Origin of the sequence: Pseudomonas sp. NFPP28 (assembly GCF_900115535.1) — a bacterium.
Classification (GTDB): domain Bacteria; phylum Pseudomonadota; class Gammaproteobacteria; order Pseudomonadales; family Pseudomonadaceae; genus Aquipseudomonas; species Aquipseudomonas extremorientalis.
This window is the reverse complement of record NZ_FOWT01000010.1, coordinates 18,511-33,754: the sequence shown is the minus strand read 5'-3', so window position 1 is coordinate 33,754 and position 15,244 is coordinate 18,511. Positions and strand designations below refer to the sequence as shown.

General features: G+C 54.4%; 29 protein-coding genes. All 29 read right to left on the bottom strand.

All coding sequences use genetic code 11. The annotated features are described in order from the left end of the window. Positions 1 to 190: 190 nt before the first annotated feature. The 29 genes from rplQ to tuf all read right to left on the bottom strand — a co-directional run bounded on the left by rplQ (position 191) and on the right by tuf (position 15,244). Positions 191 to 577 carry a 50S ribosomal protein L17 gene (rplQ, locus tag BM110_RS24200; RefSeq protein WP_003176402.1) on the bottom strand — a complete coding sequence of 129 codons (387 nt, stop codon included), beginning with the start codon at positions 575 to 577 and terminating at the stop codon, positions 191 to 193. A gap of 41 nt (positions 578 to 618) precedes the next feature. After that, a complete protein-coding gene (gene rpoA / locus BM110_RS24195) occupies positions 619 to 1,620 on the bottom strand; it encodes a DNA-directed RNA polymerase subunit alpha (RefSeq protein ID WP_003176403.1) in 1,002 nt (333 codons plus the stop codon). 22 nt (positions 1,621 to 1,642) lie between these two features. Next, positions 1,643 to 2,263, bottom strand: a complete 621-nt coding sequence (gene rpsD, locus BM110_RS24190) for a 30S ribosomal protein S4 (protein ID WP_003176404.1) — start codon at positions 2,261 to 2,263, stop codon at positions 1,643 to 1,645. Between the two features lie 18 nt (positions 2,264 to 2,281). Further along, positions 2,282 to 2,671, bottom strand: coding sequence for a 30S ribosomal protein S11 (gene rpsK / locus BM110_RS24185; protein WP_002555466.1), 390 nt, complete (start codon positions 2,669 to 2,671; stop codon positions 2,282 to 2,284). Positions 2,672 to 2,701: 30 nt separating this feature from the next. Further along, entirely contained in the window at positions 2,702 to 3,058 is a 357-nt protein-coding gene (rpsM, locus tag BM110_RS24180; protein ID WP_003194635.1) for a 30S ribosomal protein S13, read from the bottom strand. 129 nt (positions 3,059 to 3,187) lie between these two features. Continuing rightward, positions 3,188 to 3,304 carry a 50S ribosomal protein L36 gene (gene rpmJ / locus BM110_RS24175; protein WP_002555468.1) on the bottom strand — a complete coding sequence of 39 codons (117 nt, stop codon included), beginning with the start codon at positions 3,302 to 3,304 and terminating at the stop codon, positions 3,188 to 3,190. A gap of 28 nt (positions 3,305 to 3,332) precedes the next feature. Then, positions 3,333 to 4,661, bottom strand: coding sequence for a preprotein translocase subunit SecY (gene secY, locus BM110_RS24170; protein WP_003176406.1), 1,329 nt, complete (start codon positions 4,659 to 4,661; stop codon positions 3,333 to 3,335). Further along, a complete protein-coding gene (rplO, locus tag BM110_RS24165; protein WP_003176407.1) occupies positions 4,662 to 5,099 on the bottom strand; it encodes a 50S ribosomal protein L15 in 438 nt (145 codons plus the stop codon). A 3-nt stretch (positions 5,100 to 5,102) separates the two neighbouring features. Continuing rightward, positions 5,103 to 5,279 carry a 50S ribosomal protein L30 gene (gene rpmD, locus BM110_RS24160; protein WP_003176408.1) on the bottom strand — a complete coding sequence of 59 codons (177 nt, stop codon included), beginning with the start codon at positions 5,277 to 5,279 and terminating at the stop codon, positions 5,103 to 5,105. A gap of 2 nt (positions 5,280 to 5,281) precedes the next feature. Next, positions 5,282 to 5,782 (bottom strand): 30S ribosomal protein S5, encoded by a 501-nt coding sequence (rpsE, locus tag BM110_RS24155; RefSeq protein WP_093514287.1) that lies wholly within the window; start codon positions 5,780 to 5,782, stop codon positions 5,282 to 5,284. A 3-nt stretch (positions 5,783 to 5,785) separates the two neighbouring features. Beyond that, entirely contained in the window at positions 5,786 to 6,136 is a 351-nt protein-coding gene (rplR, locus tag BM110_RS24150) for a 50S ribosomal protein L18 (protein WP_003186037.1), read from the bottom strand. A gap of 10 nt (positions 6,137 to 6,146) precedes the next feature. Continuing rightward, positions 6,147 to 6,680 carry a 50S ribosomal protein L6 gene (rplF, locus tag BM110_RS24145; RefSeq protein WP_003194640.1) on the bottom strand — a complete coding sequence of 178 codons (534 nt, stop codon included), beginning with the start codon at positions 6,678 to 6,680 and terminating at the stop codon, positions 6,147 to 6,149. Positions 6,681 to 6,692: 12 nt separating this feature from the next. Next, positions 6,693 to 7,085: a 30S ribosomal protein S8 gene (rpsH, locus tag BM110_RS24140; protein ID WP_010206883.1), complete on the bottom strand. Its 393-nt coding sequence runs from the start codon at positions 7,083 to 7,085 to the stop codon at positions 6,693 to 6,695. 206 nt (positions 7,086 to 7,291) lie between these two features. Then, entirely contained in the window at positions 7,292 to 7,597 is a 306-nt protein-coding gene (rpsN, locus tag BM110_RS24135; protein WP_003176414.1) for a 30S ribosomal protein S14, read from the bottom strand. A 13-nt stretch (positions 7,598 to 7,610) separates the two neighbouring features. Then, positions 7,611 to 8,150 carry a 50S ribosomal protein L5 gene (rplE, locus tag BM110_RS24130; protein WP_003194642.1) on the bottom strand — a complete coding sequence of 180 codons (540 nt, stop codon included), beginning with the start codon at positions 8,148 to 8,150 and terminating at the stop codon, positions 7,611 to 7,613. A 22-nt stretch (positions 8,151 to 8,172) separates the two neighbouring features. Beyond that, positions 8,173 to 8,487, bottom strand: a complete 315-nt coding sequence (rplX, locus tag BM110_RS24125) for a 50S ribosomal protein L24 (RefSeq protein ID WP_003176416.1) — start codon at positions 8,485 to 8,487, stop codon at positions 8,173 to 8,175. Positions 8,488 to 8,498: 11 nt separating this feature from the next. Further along, positions 8,499 to 8,867 (bottom strand): 50S ribosomal protein L14, encoded by a 369-nt coding sequence (gene rplN, locus BM110_RS24120; protein ID WP_002555479.1) that lies wholly within the window; start codon positions 8,865 to 8,867, stop codon positions 8,499 to 8,501. Between the two features lie 23 nt (positions 8,868 to 8,890). Continuing rightward, positions 8,891 to 9,157 (bottom strand): 30S ribosomal protein S17, encoded by a 267-nt coding sequence (gene rpsQ, locus BM110_RS24115; RefSeq protein WP_003176419.1) that lies wholly within the window; start codon positions 9,155 to 9,157, stop codon positions 8,891 to 8,893. 2 nt (positions 9,158 to 9,159) lie between these two features. Beyond that, entirely contained in the window at positions 9,160 to 9,351 is a 192-nt protein-coding gene (gene rpmC, locus BM110_RS24110) for a 50S ribosomal protein L29 (RefSeq protein WP_002555481.1), read from the bottom strand. After that, the gene (gene rplP, locus BM110_RS24105; protein WP_003176421.1) at positions 9,351 to 9,764 is read right to left on the bottom strand and encodes a 50S ribosomal protein L16; all 414 of its coding nucleotides are present in this window, start codon (positions 9,762 to 9,764) and stop codon (positions 9,351 to 9,353) included. Before rplP ends, rpmC begins: the two co-directional genes overlap by 1 nt. A gap of 12 nt (positions 9,765 to 9,776) precedes the next feature. Further along, entirely contained in the window at positions 9,777 to 10,463 is a 687-nt protein-coding gene (gene rpsC, locus BM110_RS24100; RefSeq protein ID WP_003176422.1) for a 30S ribosomal protein S3, read from the bottom strand. A gap of 13 nt (positions 10,464 to 10,476) precedes the next feature. Continuing rightward, positions 10,477 to 10,809 (bottom strand): 50S ribosomal protein L22, encoded by a 333-nt coding sequence (gene rplV / locus BM110_RS24095; RefSeq protein WP_003103908.1) that lies wholly within the window; start codon positions 10,807 to 10,809, stop codon positions 10,477 to 10,479. 11 nt (positions 10,810 to 10,820) lie between these two features. Then, positions 10,821 to 11,096, bottom strand: coding sequence for a 30S ribosomal protein S19 (gene rpsS / locus BM110_RS24090; RefSeq protein ID WP_003232420.1), 276 nt, complete (start codon positions 11,094 to 11,096; stop codon positions 10,821 to 10,823). Positions 11,097 to 11,112: 16 nt separating this feature from the next. After that, a complete protein-coding gene (rplB, locus tag BM110_RS24085) occupies positions 11,113 to 11,937 on the bottom strand; it encodes a 50S ribosomal protein L2 (RefSeq protein WP_003186055.1) in 825 nt (274 codons plus the stop codon). A 14-nt stretch (positions 11,938 to 11,951) separates the two neighbouring features. Continuing rightward, positions 11,952 to 12,251 (bottom strand): 50S ribosomal protein L23, encoded by a 300-nt coding sequence (gene rplW / locus BM110_RS24080; protein ID WP_002555488.1) that lies wholly within the window; start codon positions 12,249 to 12,251, stop codon positions 11,952 to 11,954. Then, entirely contained in the window at positions 12,248 to 12,850 is a 603-nt protein-coding gene (rplD, locus tag BM110_RS24075) for a 50S ribosomal protein L4 (protein ID WP_003176424.1), read from the bottom strand. The genes rplW and rplD overlap by 4 nt, the downstream gene beginning before the upstream one ends. A gap of 12 nt (positions 12,851 to 12,862) precedes the next feature. Then, positions 12,863 to 13,498, bottom strand: a complete 636-nt coding sequence (gene rplC / locus BM110_RS24070; protein WP_003194649.1) for a 50S ribosomal protein L3 — start codon at positions 13,496 to 13,498, stop codon at positions 12,863 to 12,865. 81 nt (positions 13,499 to 13,579) lie between these two features. Next, positions 13,580 to 13,891 (bottom strand): 30S ribosomal protein S10, encoded by a 312-nt coding sequence (rpsJ, locus tag BM110_RS24065; protein ID WP_003186070.1) that lies wholly within the window; start codon positions 13,889 to 13,891, stop codon positions 13,580 to 13,582. Positions 13,892 to 14,050: 159 nt separating this feature from the next. After that, positions 14,051 to 15,244, bottom strand: coding sequence for an elongation factor Tu (gene tuf / locus BM110_RS24060; RefSeq protein WP_010206920.1), 1,194 nt, complete (start codon positions 15,242 to 15,244; stop codon positions 14,051 to 14,053).

The window sequence follows — 15,244 nt, the reverse complement described above, 5'->3', positions numbered from 1 at the left end:
CAGGGAGTATTGATCATCAACATGACGCCTACAAATTCATTAAATTGTAGGCTTCGATAGAAAATAACTACCAAACTCCCCTCGTGCCATAGTGCCAAGCACAATCGACGGAAGCTTGTACAAATCGCGCTTTTCTTACTCGCACAAAAAACCGGGCACTAGGCCCGGTTCTTCGTTACAGCTTGTCGTCTTACTCGGCGCTTACAGCTTCGCCAGCAGTAGCACGATCAACCAACTCGACGTACGCCATAGGCGCGTTGTCGCCAGCGCGGAAACCGCACTTGAGGATGCGCAGGTAGCCACCCTCACGGGTAGCGTAACGCTTGCCCAGGTCGTTGAAGAGCTTACCAACGATAGCTTTCGAACGAGTACGGTCGAAAGCCAGACGGCGGTTAGCCAGGCTGTCCGTCTTGGCCAAAGTAATCAGCGGCTCAGCAACGCGACGCAGTTCTTTAGCTTTCGGCAGTGTAGTTTTGATCAGCTCGTGCTCGAACAGCGACACCGCCATGTTTTGGAACATGGCCTTGCGGTGCGAGCTGGTACGGCTCAGGTGACGACCACTTTTACGATGACGCATGGTTCATTCCTTACCAAACTCACGTTCGGTGATTACGACGATCAGGCAGTCGCCTTGTCGTCCTTCTTAAGACTTGCAGGCGGCCAGTTGTCGAGGCGCATGCCGAGGGACAGACCGCGGGAGGCCAGAACGTCCTTGATTTCAGTCAAGGATTTCTTGCCCAGGTTCGGAGTCTTCAACAGTTCTACTTCGGTACGCTGAATCAGGTCGCCGATGTAGTAAATGTTTTCCGCCTTAAGGCAGTTAGCCGAACGTACAGTCAGTTCCAGATCGTCAACCGGGCGAAGCAGGATCGGATCGATCTCGTCTTCCTGCTCGATTACCACTGGTTCGCTGTCACCCTTGAGGTCGACGAACGCAGCCAACTGCTGTTGCAGGATGGTTGCAGCGCGGCGGATAGCCTCTTCAGGATCCAGAGTACCGTTGGTTTCCAGATCAATAACCAGCTTGTCCAGGTTAGTACGCTGCTCGACACGGGCGTTTTCCACCACGTATGCGATGCGGCGAACCGGGCTGAACGAAGAGTCAAGCTGCAAGCGACCAATGCTGCGGCTTTCGTCTTCATCGCTCTGACGCGAGTCGGCCGGTTCATAACCACGACCACGAGCTACGGTGAGCTTCATGTTCAGAGCGCCGTTAGACGCCAGGTTAGCGATTACGTGATCGGGGTTAACGATCTCGACATCATGATCCAGCTGAATATCGGCAGCGGTAACCACCCCCGAACCCTTCTTCGACAAGGTCAGCGTAACTTCGTCACGGCCGTGCAGCTTGATAGCCAGACCTTTAAGGTTCAACAGGATTTCAATTACGTCTTCCTGTACACCTTCGATGGCGCTGTACTCGTGGAGCACACCGTCAATCTCGGCCTCGACTACTGCACAGCCGGGCATTGAGGACAACAGGATGCGGCGCAGCGCGTTGCCCAGGGTGTGGCCAAAACCACGCTCGAGAGGCTCGAGAGTGATCTTAGCGCGGGTTGGACTGACAACCTGCACATCAATGTGGCGGGGTGTCAGGAACTCATTTACCGAAATCTGCATGGATGCACCTATTTTCTAGCCCTTACTTGGAGTAGAGCTCGACAATCAGGCTTTCGTTGATGTCGGCGGACAGATCACTGCGAGCAGGAACGTTCTTGAAAACGCCCGACTTCTTCTCAGTGTCTACTTCTACCCATTCTACGCGGCCACGTTGGGCACACAGATCGAGAGCTTGGACAATGCGAAGTTGGTTTTTTGCTTTCTCGCGAACTGCGACCACGTCACCAGCACGAACCTGGTAGGACGGAACGTTTACGGTCTGACCGTTAACGCTGATCGACTTGTGCGATACCAGCTGACGGGATTCGGCACGAGTCGAACCAAAGCCCATACGGTATACAACGTTGTCCAGACGGCATTCGAGCAGTTGCAGCAGGTTTTCACCGGTTGCACCTTTCTTGCCAGCAGCTTCTTTGTAGTAGCCGCTGAACTGACGCTCGAGAACGCCGTAGATACGACGGACCTTCTGCTTTTCACGCAGTTGGGTGCCGTAGTCGGACTGGCGACCGCGGCGTTGGCCGTGGATACCAGGTGCTGCTTCGATGTTGCACTTCGATTCGATCGCGCGCACGCCGCTCTTCAGGAAGAGATCGGTGCCTTCGCGACGAGCGAGTTTGCATTTTGGACCAATGTAACGAGCCATTCTTTACAATCTCCTGGATTACACGCGGCGCTTCTTCGGCGGACGGCACCCGTTGTGCGGGATTGGCGTCACGTCGGTGATGCTGGCGATCTTATAGCCACAGCCGTTCAAAGCACGGACAGCAGACTCACGACCTGGACCTGGACCTTTGACGTTAACGTCGAGGTTTTTCAGGCCGTATTCCAGCGCAGCTTGACCAGCACGTTCAGCAGCTACTTGAGCAGCAAACGGGGTGGACTTGCGGGAACCGCGGAAACCCGAACCACCGGAGGTAGCCCAAGAAAGCGCGTTACCTTGACGGTCGGTGATGGTCACGATGGTGTTGTTAAAAGAAGCATGGATGTGGGCGATGCCATCAACCACTGTCTTTTTAACTTTTTTACGAGGACGAGCAGCAGGTTTTGCCATGATAATTTTCCTGTCGATTCGCTGGGGCGATTACTTGCGGATCGGCTTACGCGGACCTTTACGGGTACGCGCGTTAGTCTTGGTACGCTGACCGCGTACTGGAAGACCACGACGATGACGCAGACCGCGATAGCAACCGAGGTCCATCAAACGCTTGATTTTCATGTTGATTTCGCGACGCAGGTCACCTTCAGTGGTGAACTTCGCCACTTCGCCACGCAGCTGTTCAATCTGCTCGTCGCTCAGATCCTTGATCTTAGCGGCTGGATTTACACCAGCGACTGCGCAAATTTTCTGCGCAGTAGTGCGACCAACACCATAGATGTAGGTCAGCGAGATAACAGTGTGCTTGTTATCTGGAATGTTAACGCCTGCAATACGGGCCATTCAGTGGGACTCCAATTGACAGCTACCTACGCCCCGGAAGCCAAGAAATAGGGCGCGAGATAATATCGCTGTAATAACAAATAATCAACCCGGCAGCGCACTAGCTGCCGGGCTTCAAGCGGATCACACTCAGCCTTGGCGCTGTTTGTGACGCGGTTCCGCGCTGCAAATTACTCGAACAACACCTTCGCGGCGAATAATCTTGCAGTTACGGCACAGCTTTTTCACCGATGCACGAACTTTCATCACCAACTCCTCGAACCTTATGGGGTACTCAGCGCAACATGCCGCTGCCGTAGCCCTTCAGGTTGGCTTTCTTCATCAGGGATTCGTACTGGTGCGAAACGAGGTGCGATTGTACTTGGGACATGAAGTCCATCACAACCACGACCACGATCAGCAACGAGGTCCCGCCAAGGTAGAACGGAACGTTTGCTGCAACCACCAGGAACTGGGGCAACAAGCACACGGCCGTCATATATAGAGCACCGAACAGGGTCAAACGAGTCAGAACGCCATCAATGTAGCGCGCAGACTGCTCACCTGGACGGATGCCCGGAATAAAGGCACCGGACTTCTTCAGGTTTTCCGCTACGTCTTTCGGATTGAACATCAACGCCGTATAGAAGAAGCAGAAGAAAATAATCCCTGCACTAAACAGCAGAATATTCAACGGCTGACCAGGAGCGATCGACTGAGAGAGGTCCTGCAGCCAGCCCATATTTTCAGACTGACCAAACCAGGTACCCAACGAAGCCGGAAACAGCAAAATGCTGCTCGCGAAAATTGCCGGAATAACGCCGGCCATATTCACTTTCAGCGGCAAGTGGCTGGTCTGCGCAGCAAAAACCTTACGGCCCTGCTGACGCTTGGCGTAGTGAACAGCAATACGACGCTGACCACGCTCAATGAACACCACAAAACCGATAATCGCTACTGCCAGCAAACCGATGGCAACCAAGGCAAAGATATTGATATCACCCTGACGTGCAGACTCGAAAGACTGCCCAATCGCTCTCGGAAGACCGGCGACGATACCTGCGAAAATCAACATCGAGATACCGTTGCCAACACCACGCTCAGTAATCTGCTCACCCAGCCACATCATGAACATCGCACCAGCCACAAACGTGGATACCGCGACGAAATGGAAGCCAAAGTCACCAGTGAACGCAACACCCTGCCCGGCTAGGCCAACGGACATGCCGATAGCTTGAACCAGGGCGAGGATGACAGTGCCGTAGCGGGTGTACTGGCTAATCTTGCGACGGCCAGCTTCACCTTCCTTCTTCAACTGTTCCAGCTGCGGACTGACGGCGGTCATCAGCTGCATGATGATCGATGCCGAGATGTACGGCATGATCCCCAGTGCAAAGATGCTCATCCGCTCCAGCGCACCGCCGGAAAACATGTTGAACAAGCTAAGAATGGTCCCCTCATTCTGTCGAAACAGGTCTGCGAGTCGGTCCGGGTTGATACCTGGAACCGGGATGTGTGCGCCTATTCGGTAGACGATAATCGCCAGGAACAGAAAACGCAGACGAGCCCAAAGTTCAGACATACCGCCTTTGCCGAGCGCTGAGAGAGCACCTTGCTTAGCCATTTATTCCTCGAACTTGCCGCCAGCTGCTTCGATAGCCGAACGCGCACCTTTGGTGGCGCCGATTCCCTTGCCGATAGTGACAGCGCGAGTCACTTCACCGGACAGCATGATTTTCACACGCTGTACGTTGACGTTGATCACGTTGGCATCTTTCAGGGTCTGCACAGTAACGATGTCGCCTTCCACTTTAGCCAGCTCGGACAGACGCACTTCTGCGCGATCCATGGCTTTCAGGGATACGAAACCGAACTTAGGCAGGCGACGATGCAGCGGCTGTTGACCGCCTTCAAAGCCTGGAGCGATGGTGCCACCGGAGCGGGAGGTTTGACCTTTGTGGCCACGGCCACCAGTCTTACCCAAACCGCTACCGATACCACGGCCCGGACGATGCTTTTCGCGACGGGAACCCGGCGCTGGACTCAGATCATTGAGTTTCATCGATTAACCCTCTACACGCAGCATGTAGTAAGCCTTGTTGATCATCCCGCGATTCTCGGGAGTATCCTGGACTTCTACAGTGTGACCGATGCGACGCAGACCCAGACCTTTAACGCACAGTTTGTGGTTAGGGATACGGCCGGTCATGCTTTTGATCAGCGTTACTTTAACGGTAGCCATGATCAGAAGATCTCCTTGACATTCAGACCACGCTTGGCAGCGATGGACTCAGGAGATTGCATAGCTTTCAAACCTTTGAAAGTGGCGTGAACCACGTTTACCGGGTTAGTCGAGCCGTAGCACTTGGCCAGAACGTTCTGAACGCCAGCAACTTCGAGGACAGCACGCATAGCGCCGCCAGCGATGATACCGGTACCTTCAGAAGCAGGCTGCATGTACACCTTCGAAGCGCCATGGGCGGACTTCATTGCGTACTGCAGCGTGGTGCCGTTCAGATCAACTTGGATCATGTTGCGACGAGCAGCTTCCATTGCTTTCTGGATTGCAGCAGGCACTTCACGTGACTTGCCACGGCCGAAGCCAACACGCCCTTTACCATCACCTACCACGGTCAACGCGGTGAAAGTGAAGATACGGCCGCCTTTAACGGTTTTGGCTACGCGGTTAACTTGAACCAGCTTCTCAATGTAGCCTTCGTCGCGCTTTTGGTCGTTATTTGACATAACTTAGAACTCCAGCCCAGCTTCACGAGCAGCATCAGCCAGCGCTTTCACGCGACCGTGGTACTTGAAGCCAGAGCGGTCGAAAGCCACTTGCGAGACGCCAGCGGCCTTAGCACGCGTAGCGACCAGCTGGCCAACCTTTGTGGCCGCGTCGATGTTGCCGGTGGCACCATCACGCAGTTCTTTATCCAAAGTCGAGGCGCTTGCCAGGACTTTGTTGCCGTCGGCCGAGATGACCTGGGCGTAGATGTGCTGCGACGAGCGGAACACGCAGAGACGCACGACTTCGAGTTCGTGCATTTTCAGGCGTGCTTTGCGAGCGCGACGCAGTCGAGTAACTTTTTTGTCGGTCATTTGCTATGCCCTACTTCTTCTTGGCTTCTTTACGACGGACGACTTCGTCCGCGTAGCGCACACCTTTGCCTTTGTACGGCTCTGGTGGACGGAAGTCGCGGATCTCAGCGGCCACTTGACCTACCAGCTGCTTGTCGATGCCCTTGATCAGGATATCGGTCTGGCTAGGGGTCTCAGCAGTGATGCCCGCTGGCAGTTCGTAATCCACAGGGTGCGAGAAGCCAAGGGCCAGGTTCAAAACCGTGCCTTTTGCTTGCGCTTTGTAACCAACACCGACCAGCTGGAGCTTACGCTCGAAGCCTTGGCTTACGCCTTGGACCATGTTGTTTACCAACGCACGCGTGGTACCGGCCATTGCGCGAGTTTGTTGATCGCCATTGCGAGCAGCAAAACGCAGCTCACCCGCTTCTTCAACGATCTCAACGGACGAATGGATGTTCAGTTCAAGAGTACCCTTGGCACCCTTCACCGAAAGCTGTTGGCCTGCGAATTTGACTTCGACACCGGCTGGCAGCTTAACGGGGTTCTTAGCGACGCGAGACATGCTTATCCCCCCTTAGAACACAGTGCAAAGAACTTCGCCGCCGACACCGGCAGCGCGCGCAGCACGATCCGTCATCACACCTTTGTTGGTGGAGACGATAGACACGCCCAGACCGCCACGAACTTTCGGCAGATCTTCAGCGGACTTGTACTGACGCAGGCCTGGACGGCTAACGCGCTTCACTTCCTCGATGACCGAACGGCCTTCGAAGTACTTCAGCTCGATGGACAGCAGTGCTTTTACATCGCTGCTGATCTGATAACCCGCAATGTAGCCTTCGTCTTTCAGGACTTTGGCAACAGCAACCTTCAACTTGGAAGATGGCATGCTTACGACGGACTTTTCAGCCATCTGGGCATTACGGATACGAGTTAGCATGTCCGCTAACGGGTCCTGCATACTCATGGGCTAGACGCTCCTAATACAAAAAAATTAGCCTTGCGGCTACATATGTCGCCGAGAATCTCCGGGTAAAACACACGGGCTCAGGCGAGCCGCGTATTTTAGACACACTCCAGAAATGAAACAAGCCCCAAAAGGGGCTTGTTCCAGATTCAAGGTCACCGGCGGTCAGTATCTTGCGACATCGACCACCTGGACGTTGAAAGTACTTACCAGCTGGCTTTAACCAGACCAGGTACGTCACCACGCATTGCCGCTTCACGCAGTTTATTACGGCCGAGGCCGAACTTGCGGTAAACGCCGTGTGGACGACCAGTCAGGCGGCAGCGGTTACGCATGCGCGAAGCGCTTGCATCACGTGGCTGCTTCTGCAGAGCAACTGTAGCTTCCCAACGCGCTTCTGGACTTGCGTTCAGATCAACGATGATTGCTTTCAGTGCTGCACGCTTCTTGGCGTACTTGGCAACCGTGAGCTGACGTTTCAGCTCGCGGTTTTTCATGCTCATCTTGGCCATGGTCCTACTCCAATCAGTTGCGGAACGGGAATTTGAAAGCACGCAACAGGGCGCGACCTTCATCATCGTTCTTGGCAGTGGTGGTCAGGGTGATGTCCAGACCGCGGAGAGCATCGATCTTGTCGTAGTCGATTTCCGGGAAGATGATCTGCTCTTTCACGCCCATGCTGTAGTTACCACGACCATCGAAGGACTTGGCATTCAGGCCGCGGAAGTCGCGAACCCGAGGCAGGGAGATCGACAGCAGACGATCCAGGAATTCGTACATACGCTCACGGCGCAGGGTCACTTTGACGCCGATCGGCCAACCTTCACGGACTTTAAAGCCAGCGATGGATTTCCGAGCGTAAGTCACAACGACTTTCTGGCCGGTGATCTTTTCCAGGTCAGCAACAGCGTGCTCGATGACTTTTTTGTCACCGATCGCTTCGCCCAAACCCATGTTCAGGGTGATTTTGGTAACGCGCGGAACTTCCATCACGTTCCCAAGCTTAAGTTCTTCCTTAAGCTTAGGGGCGATTTCCTTCCGGTAAATCTCTTGTAGTCGTGCCATGGTCTAATCTACCTAGCAGTGTTCAAGCATCAACCGCTTTTTGGGTCGACTTGAAGACACGAATTTTCTTACCGTCTTCTACTTTGAAACCAACGCGGTCAGCCTTGTTGGTTTCGCCGTTGAAGATGGCGACGTTAGAAGCGTCCAGCGGAGCTTCTTTCTCGACGATACCGCCCTGCACGCCCGACATCGGGTTAGGCTTGGTATGACGCTTGACCAGGTTCAGACCACCGATAACCAGACGGTTATTAGCGAGAACCTTAAGCACCTTACCGCGCTTACCTTTGTCTTTGCCGGCGATCACGATGATCTCGTCGTCACGACGAATCTTTTGCATGTCGGATCTCCTTACAGCACTTCTGGGGCGAGCGAGACGATCTTCATGAACTTCTCAGTACGAAGCTCACGGGTCACTGGCCCAAAGATACGGGTGCCGATCGGCTCTTGCTTGTTGTTCAGAAGAACAGCAGCGTTGCCATCAAAGCGGATAATGGAGCCATCAGCACGACGTACGCCGTGACGAGTGCGGACTACAACAGCAGTCATCACTTGGCCTTTTTTCACCTTACCGCGAGGAATTGCTTCCTTCACGGTAACTTTGATGATGTCACCGATACCAGCGTAACGACGATGGGAGCCACCCAGCACCTTGATGCACATAACACGGCGAGCGCCGCTGTTATCGGCCACATCGAGCATGGATTGAGTCTGAATCATATAATTTCTCCGACCCCTAGTCCTTAGACTTCCACAGCGCGTTCGAGAACATCAACCAGTGCCCAAGACTTGGTCTTGGCCAGCGGACGAGTTTCACGAATAGTGACTTTGTCGCCGATGTGGCACTGATTGGTTTCGTCGTGCGCGTGCAGCTTAGTCGAACGCTTAACATATTTACCGTAGATCGGGTGCTTAACGCGACGCTCGATCAGAACGGTGATGGTTTTGTCCATCTTGTCGCTGACAACACGGCCAGTCAGCGTACGGACAGTCTTTTCGGCTTCAGCCATGATCACTTACCTGCCTGCTGGTTGAGCACAGTCTTCACGCGAGCGATGTCACGCTTAACTTGCGAGAGCAGATGAGACTGCCCCAACTGGCCAGTTGCTTTCTGCATACGCAGATTGAACTGGTCGCGCAGCAGGCCGAGCAGTTGCTCGTTCAGCTGCTGTGCGGATTTTTCACGAAGTTCATTCGCTTTCATCACATCACCGTCCGTTTAACAAAGGAGGTGGCGAGCGGCAGCTTTGCAGCAGCCAGGGCGAAAGCCTCACGCGCCAGCTCTTCAGAAACACCCTCGATTTCATACAGGACTTTGCCTGGCTGAATCTGGGCTACCCAGTACTCCACGTTACCCTTACCTTTACCCATCCGAACCTCGAGAGGTTTTTTGGAGATCGGCTTGTCCGGGAATACACGGATCCAGATCTTGCCGCCACGTTTTACGTGACGGGTCAGAGCACGACGCGCTGACTCGATCTGACGAGCGGTGAGACGACCACGAGCTACAGACTTCAGCGCGAACTCGCCGAAGCTGACTTTGCTACCGCGCTGAGCCAGACCACGGTTGTGGCCTGTCATCTGCTTGCGGAACTTCGTACGCTTAGGTTGCAACATTTGGCGTACCCCTTACTTAGCAGCTTTTTTACGAGGCGCTGGTGCTTGTGGTTTCAGTTCTTCTTGGCGACCACCAATTACTTCGCCTTTGAAGATCCAAACCTTTACACCGATCACACCGTAAGTGGTGTGAGCTTCGTAGTTGGCATAGTCGATGTCGGCACGCAGGGTGTGCAGTGGCACACGACCTTCGCGATACCATTCAGTACGTGCGATTTCAGCACCGCCGAGACGACCGCTCACTTGGATTTTGATGCCTTTGGCACCAATGCGCATGGCGTTCTGTACAGCGCGCTTCATAGCGCGACGGAACATTACGCGACGCTCCAGCTGCTGAGCTACGCTCTGCGCAACCAGCATACCGTCGAGCTCCGGCTTGCGGATCTCTTCGATATTGATGTGCACAGGCACACCCATTTGCTTGGTCAGGTCCTGACGCAGTTTCTCAACATCTTCACCTTTCTTCCCGATAACGATACCTGGACGAGCGGTGTGGATGGTGATACGTGCAGTTTGCGCCGGACGATGGATATCGATACGGCTTACGGACGCGCTTTTTAGTTTGTCTTGGAGATACTCACGCACCTTCAGATCAGCGAACAAGTAGTCCGCATAAGTCCGACCGTCTGCGTACCAGACGGAGGTGTGCTCCTTGACGATTCCCAGGCGAATGCCAATGGGATGTACTTTCTGACCCATCTCTTCGACTCCGTTACTTGTCAGCAACCTTGACAGTGATATGGCAAGACCGCTTGACGATGCGATCAGCACGGCCTTTGGCACGTGGCATGATGCGCTTCAGCGAACGCCCTTCGTTGACGAAAACGGTGCTGACCTTCAGGTCATCAACGTCTGCGCCTTCGTTATGCTCGGCGTTGGCTACGGCCGACTCCAGCACTTTCTTCATGATCTCGGCGGCTTTCTTACTGCTGAAAGCCAACAGGTTGAGCGCTTCGCCCACCTTCTTCCCGCGGATCTGGTCGGCGACCAAGCGGGCTTTCTGGGCGGAGATTCGAGCGCCCGACAACTTAGCGGCTACTTCCATTTCCTTACCCCTTAACGCTTGGCTTTCTTGTCTGCCACGTGCCCACGATAAGTGCGGGTACCGGCAAACTCGCCTAGTTTGTGGCCGACCATGTCTTCGTTCACGAGAACTGGGACGTGCAAGCGACCGTTGTGTACAGCAATGGTCAGACCGACCATTTGTGGCAGGATCATCGAACGACGCGACCAGGTCTTAACTGGTTTGCGATCGTTCTTTTCCGCCGCCACTTCGATCTTCTTCAGTAGGTGAAGATCAATAAAAGGACCTTTTTTCAGAGAACGTGGCACTGTCGTATCCCTCTATTTACTTGCGACGACGGACGATCATTTTGTCGGTACGCTTATTACCACGAGTCTTCGCGCCCTTAGTCGGGAAGCCCCATGGCGATACCGGATGACGACCACCAGAGGTACGACCTTCACCACCACCGTGTGGGTGGTCAACCGGGTTCATGGCAACACCACGAACGGTTGGGCGAACGCCACGCCAGCGTTTGGCACCAGCTTTACCCAGCGAACGCAGGCTGTGCTCGGAGTTCGAGACTTCGCCCAGGGTCGCGCGGCATTCAGCCAGCACTTTACGCATCTCACCAGAACGCAGACGCAGGGTCACGTAGACACCTTCACGAGCGATCAGCTGAGCCGAAGCACCAGCGGAACGAGCGATTTGCGCGCCTTTACCTGGCTTCAATTCGATGCCGTGTACGGTGCTACCAACTGGAATGTTGCGCAGTTGCAGAGCGTTGCCCGGCTTGATCGGTGCCAGGGCACCTGCGATCAGCTGGTCGCCAGCGCTCACGCCTTTAGGGGCGATGATGTAGCGACGCTCGCCATCTGCGTACAGCAGCAGAGCGATGTGAGCAGTACGGTTTGGATCGTATTCGATGCGCTCGACAGTGGCAGCGATGCCATCTTTGTCGTTGCGACGGAAGTCGACCAGACGATAATGCTGCTTATGGCCACCACCGATGTGACGAGTGGTAATGCGACCATTGTTGTTACGACCACCAGACTTCGATTTTTTCTCGAGCAGCGGTGCGTGAGGAGCGCCTTTATGCAGCTCCTGGTTGACCACCTTGACCACAAAACGGCGGCCAGGGGAAGTCGGTTTGCATTTAACGATTGCCATGATGCACCCCTTCCTTACTCAGCACTGCTGCTGAAATCGAGATCTTGGCCTGGCTGAAGGGAGATAACTGCCTTCTTCCAGTCATTACGCTTGCCCAGACCGCGAGCAGTGCGCTTGCTCTTACCCAGAACATTCAGGGTAGTAACACGCTCTACTTTCACGCTGAACAGGCTTTCGACGGCCTTCTTGATTTCCAGCTTGGTTGCGTCAGTTGCAACCTTGAAAACGAACTGGCCTTTCTTGTCAGCCAGAACCGTAGCCTTTTCGGAAACGTGCGGGCCAAGCAGAACTTTAAATACGCGTTCCTGGTTCATCCCAGCAGCTCCTCGAATTTCTTCACGGCCGACACGGTGATCAACACCTTGTCGTATGCGATCAGACTAACTGGATCGGAACCTTGCACGTCACGTACATCAACGTGTGGCAGGTTGCGAGCAGCCAGGTACAGGTTCTGATCAACAGCTTCCGACACGATCAAAACGTCGGTCAGGCTCATGTTGTTCAGTTTGCCCAGCAGATCTTTGGTTTTCGGGCTTTCAACAGCGAAGTCCTGAACCACGACCAGACGGTCAGTACGCACGAGTTCAGCAAGGATGGAGCGCAGAGCTGCGCGGTACATCTTCTTGTTGAGCTTCTGCGAGTGATCCTGCGGACGAGCTGCGAAAGTGGTACCGCCGCCACGCCAGATTGGGCTACGGATAGTACCGGCACGAGCACGGCCAGTACCTTTCTGACGCCAAGGGCGCTTACCGCCACCACGTACGTCGGAACGGGTCTTTTGCTGCTTGCTACCTTGACGGCCGCCGGCCATGTAGGCCACGACTGCTTGGTGAACCAGCGTCTCGTTGAATTCGCCGCCAAATGTCAGTTCGGAAACTTCGATCGCTTGAGCGTCATTTACATTTAATTGCATGTCAGCTTCCCCTTAACCGCGAGCCTTGGCCGCTGGACGTACAACCAGGTTGCCGCCAGTAGCGCCAGGAACAGCACCCTTGACCAACAACAGATTGCGTTCAGCGTCGACGCGCACTACTTCGAGGGACTGCACGGTCACGCGCTCAGCGCCCATATGACCGGACATTTTTTTGCCCTTGAATACACGACCAGGAGTCTGGCACTGGCCAATAGAGCCCGGGACGCGGTGGGAAACGGAGTTACCGTGAGTGTTGTCTTGTCCACGGAAATTCCAACGCTTGATCGTACCCTGGAAGCCTTTACCTTTGGACTGACCGGTTACATCAACCAGTTGACCAGCAGCGAAGATTTCAGCGTTGATCAGATCGCCAGCCTGGTAGTCGCCGTCTTCAAGACGGAACTCCATAACGGTGCGACCAGCTGCAACGTTTGCTTTAGCGAAGTGGCCTGCTTGAGCAGCAGTCACACGCGAAGCACGACGCTCGCCGACAGTGACTTGCACTGCACGATAGCCATCGGTTTCTTCAGTTTTGAACTGGGTGACGCGATTCGGCTCGATCTCAATGACCGTGACCGGAATGGAGACACCTTCTTCGGTGAAAATACGGGTCATACCGCATTTACGACCGACTACACCAATAGTCATGTTGTAAACCTCATGAGTGTACGGGGCTTTCACCCGCTATGGCCGCCCATTTCAGAGCGTTACACGACTAAGACCCGAGTCTTAGCCGAGGCTGATCTGTACTTCCACACCGGCCGCCAGATCGAGCTTCATAAGTGCATCAACGGTTTTATCCGTTGGCTGGACGATGTCCAGTACGCGCTTATGAGTACGGATCTCGTACTGGTCACGCGCGTCTTTGTTGACGTGCGGGGAGACCAGAACGGTGAACCGCTCTTTACGGGTAGGCAGTGGAATTGGACCACGCACTTGAGCACCAGTACGTTTCGCGGTTTCCACGATTTCCTGGGTGGATTGGTCGATCAGGCGATGGTCAAAAGCCTTCAACCTGATACGGATTTGCTGATTTTGCATTGGATTTCAGACTCCGGCTGCTATTCCCACCGGGCGCAATGCGCCCGTTAAAAGGAGGCGCAATTCTATAGACGCCCCCGATGGGTGTCAACCCAATAAAAAAGGCCCCCGCTAAGCGGGGGCCTTCTCAAAAAAACCGAGCTATCTCAGAAGAGATGATTACTCGATGATTTTAGCTACAACGCCAGCACCAACGGTACGGCCGCCTTCACGGATAGCGAAGCGCAGACCGTCTTCCATTGCGATGGTTTTGATCAGGGTAACAGTCATTTGAATGTTATCGCCTGGCATTACCATTTCAACGCCTTCTGGCAGTTCGCAGTTACCGGTCACGTCAGTAGTACGGAAGTAGAACTGTGGACGGTAGCCTTTGAAGAACGGAGTGTGACGACCGCCTTCTTCCTTGCTCAGAACGTAAACTTCTGCGGTGAACTTGGTGTGAGGCTTAACCGAACCTGGTTTAACCAGAACCTGGCCACGCTCAACGTCGTCACGCTTGGTACCACGCAGCAGAACGCCGCAGTTCTCACCAGCACGACCTTCGTCGAGCAGCTTACGGAACATTTCAACACCGGTGCAGGTGGTGACGGTAGTGTCACGCAGACCAACGATTTCCAGTGGATCTTGAACGCGAACGATACCGCGCTCGATACGACCAGTCACAACAGTACCGCGACCGGAGATCGAGAATACGTCTTCGATTGGCATCAGGAACGGCTTGTCGGTCAGACGAACTGGTTCTGGGATGTAGCTGTCCAGAGTCTCAACCAGTTTACGAACGGCAGTGGTGCCCATTTCGTTGTCGTCTTTGCCTTCCAGAGCCATACGAGCAGAACCGATTATGATCGGAGTGTCGTCACCTGGGAAGTCGTAAGTGCTCAGCAGATCGCGCACTTCCATCTCAACCAGTTCCAGCAGCTCAGCGTCGTCTACCAGGTCAGCCTTGTTCAGGAAAACCACGATGTACGGAACGCCTACCTGACGGGACAGCAGGATGTGTTCACGGGTTTGTGGCATCGGACCATCAGCGGCCGAGCAAACCAGGATCGCGCCGTCCATCTGGGCAGCACCAGTGATCATGTTCTTCACGTAGTCAGCGTGACCTGGGCAGTCAACGTGAGCGTAGTGACGAATAGTCGAGTTGTACTCAACGTGAGCGGTGTTGATGGTGATACCACGAGCTTTTTCTTCTGGTGCGCTGTCGATCTTGTCGAAGTCAACACGAGCCGAACCGAAAACTTCGGAGCAGACGCGAGTCAGAGCAGCGGTCAGAGTGGTTTTACCGTGGTCAACGTGGCCGATGGTGCCAACGTTTACGTGCGGTAGGGAACGATCAAATTTTTCTTTAGCCAC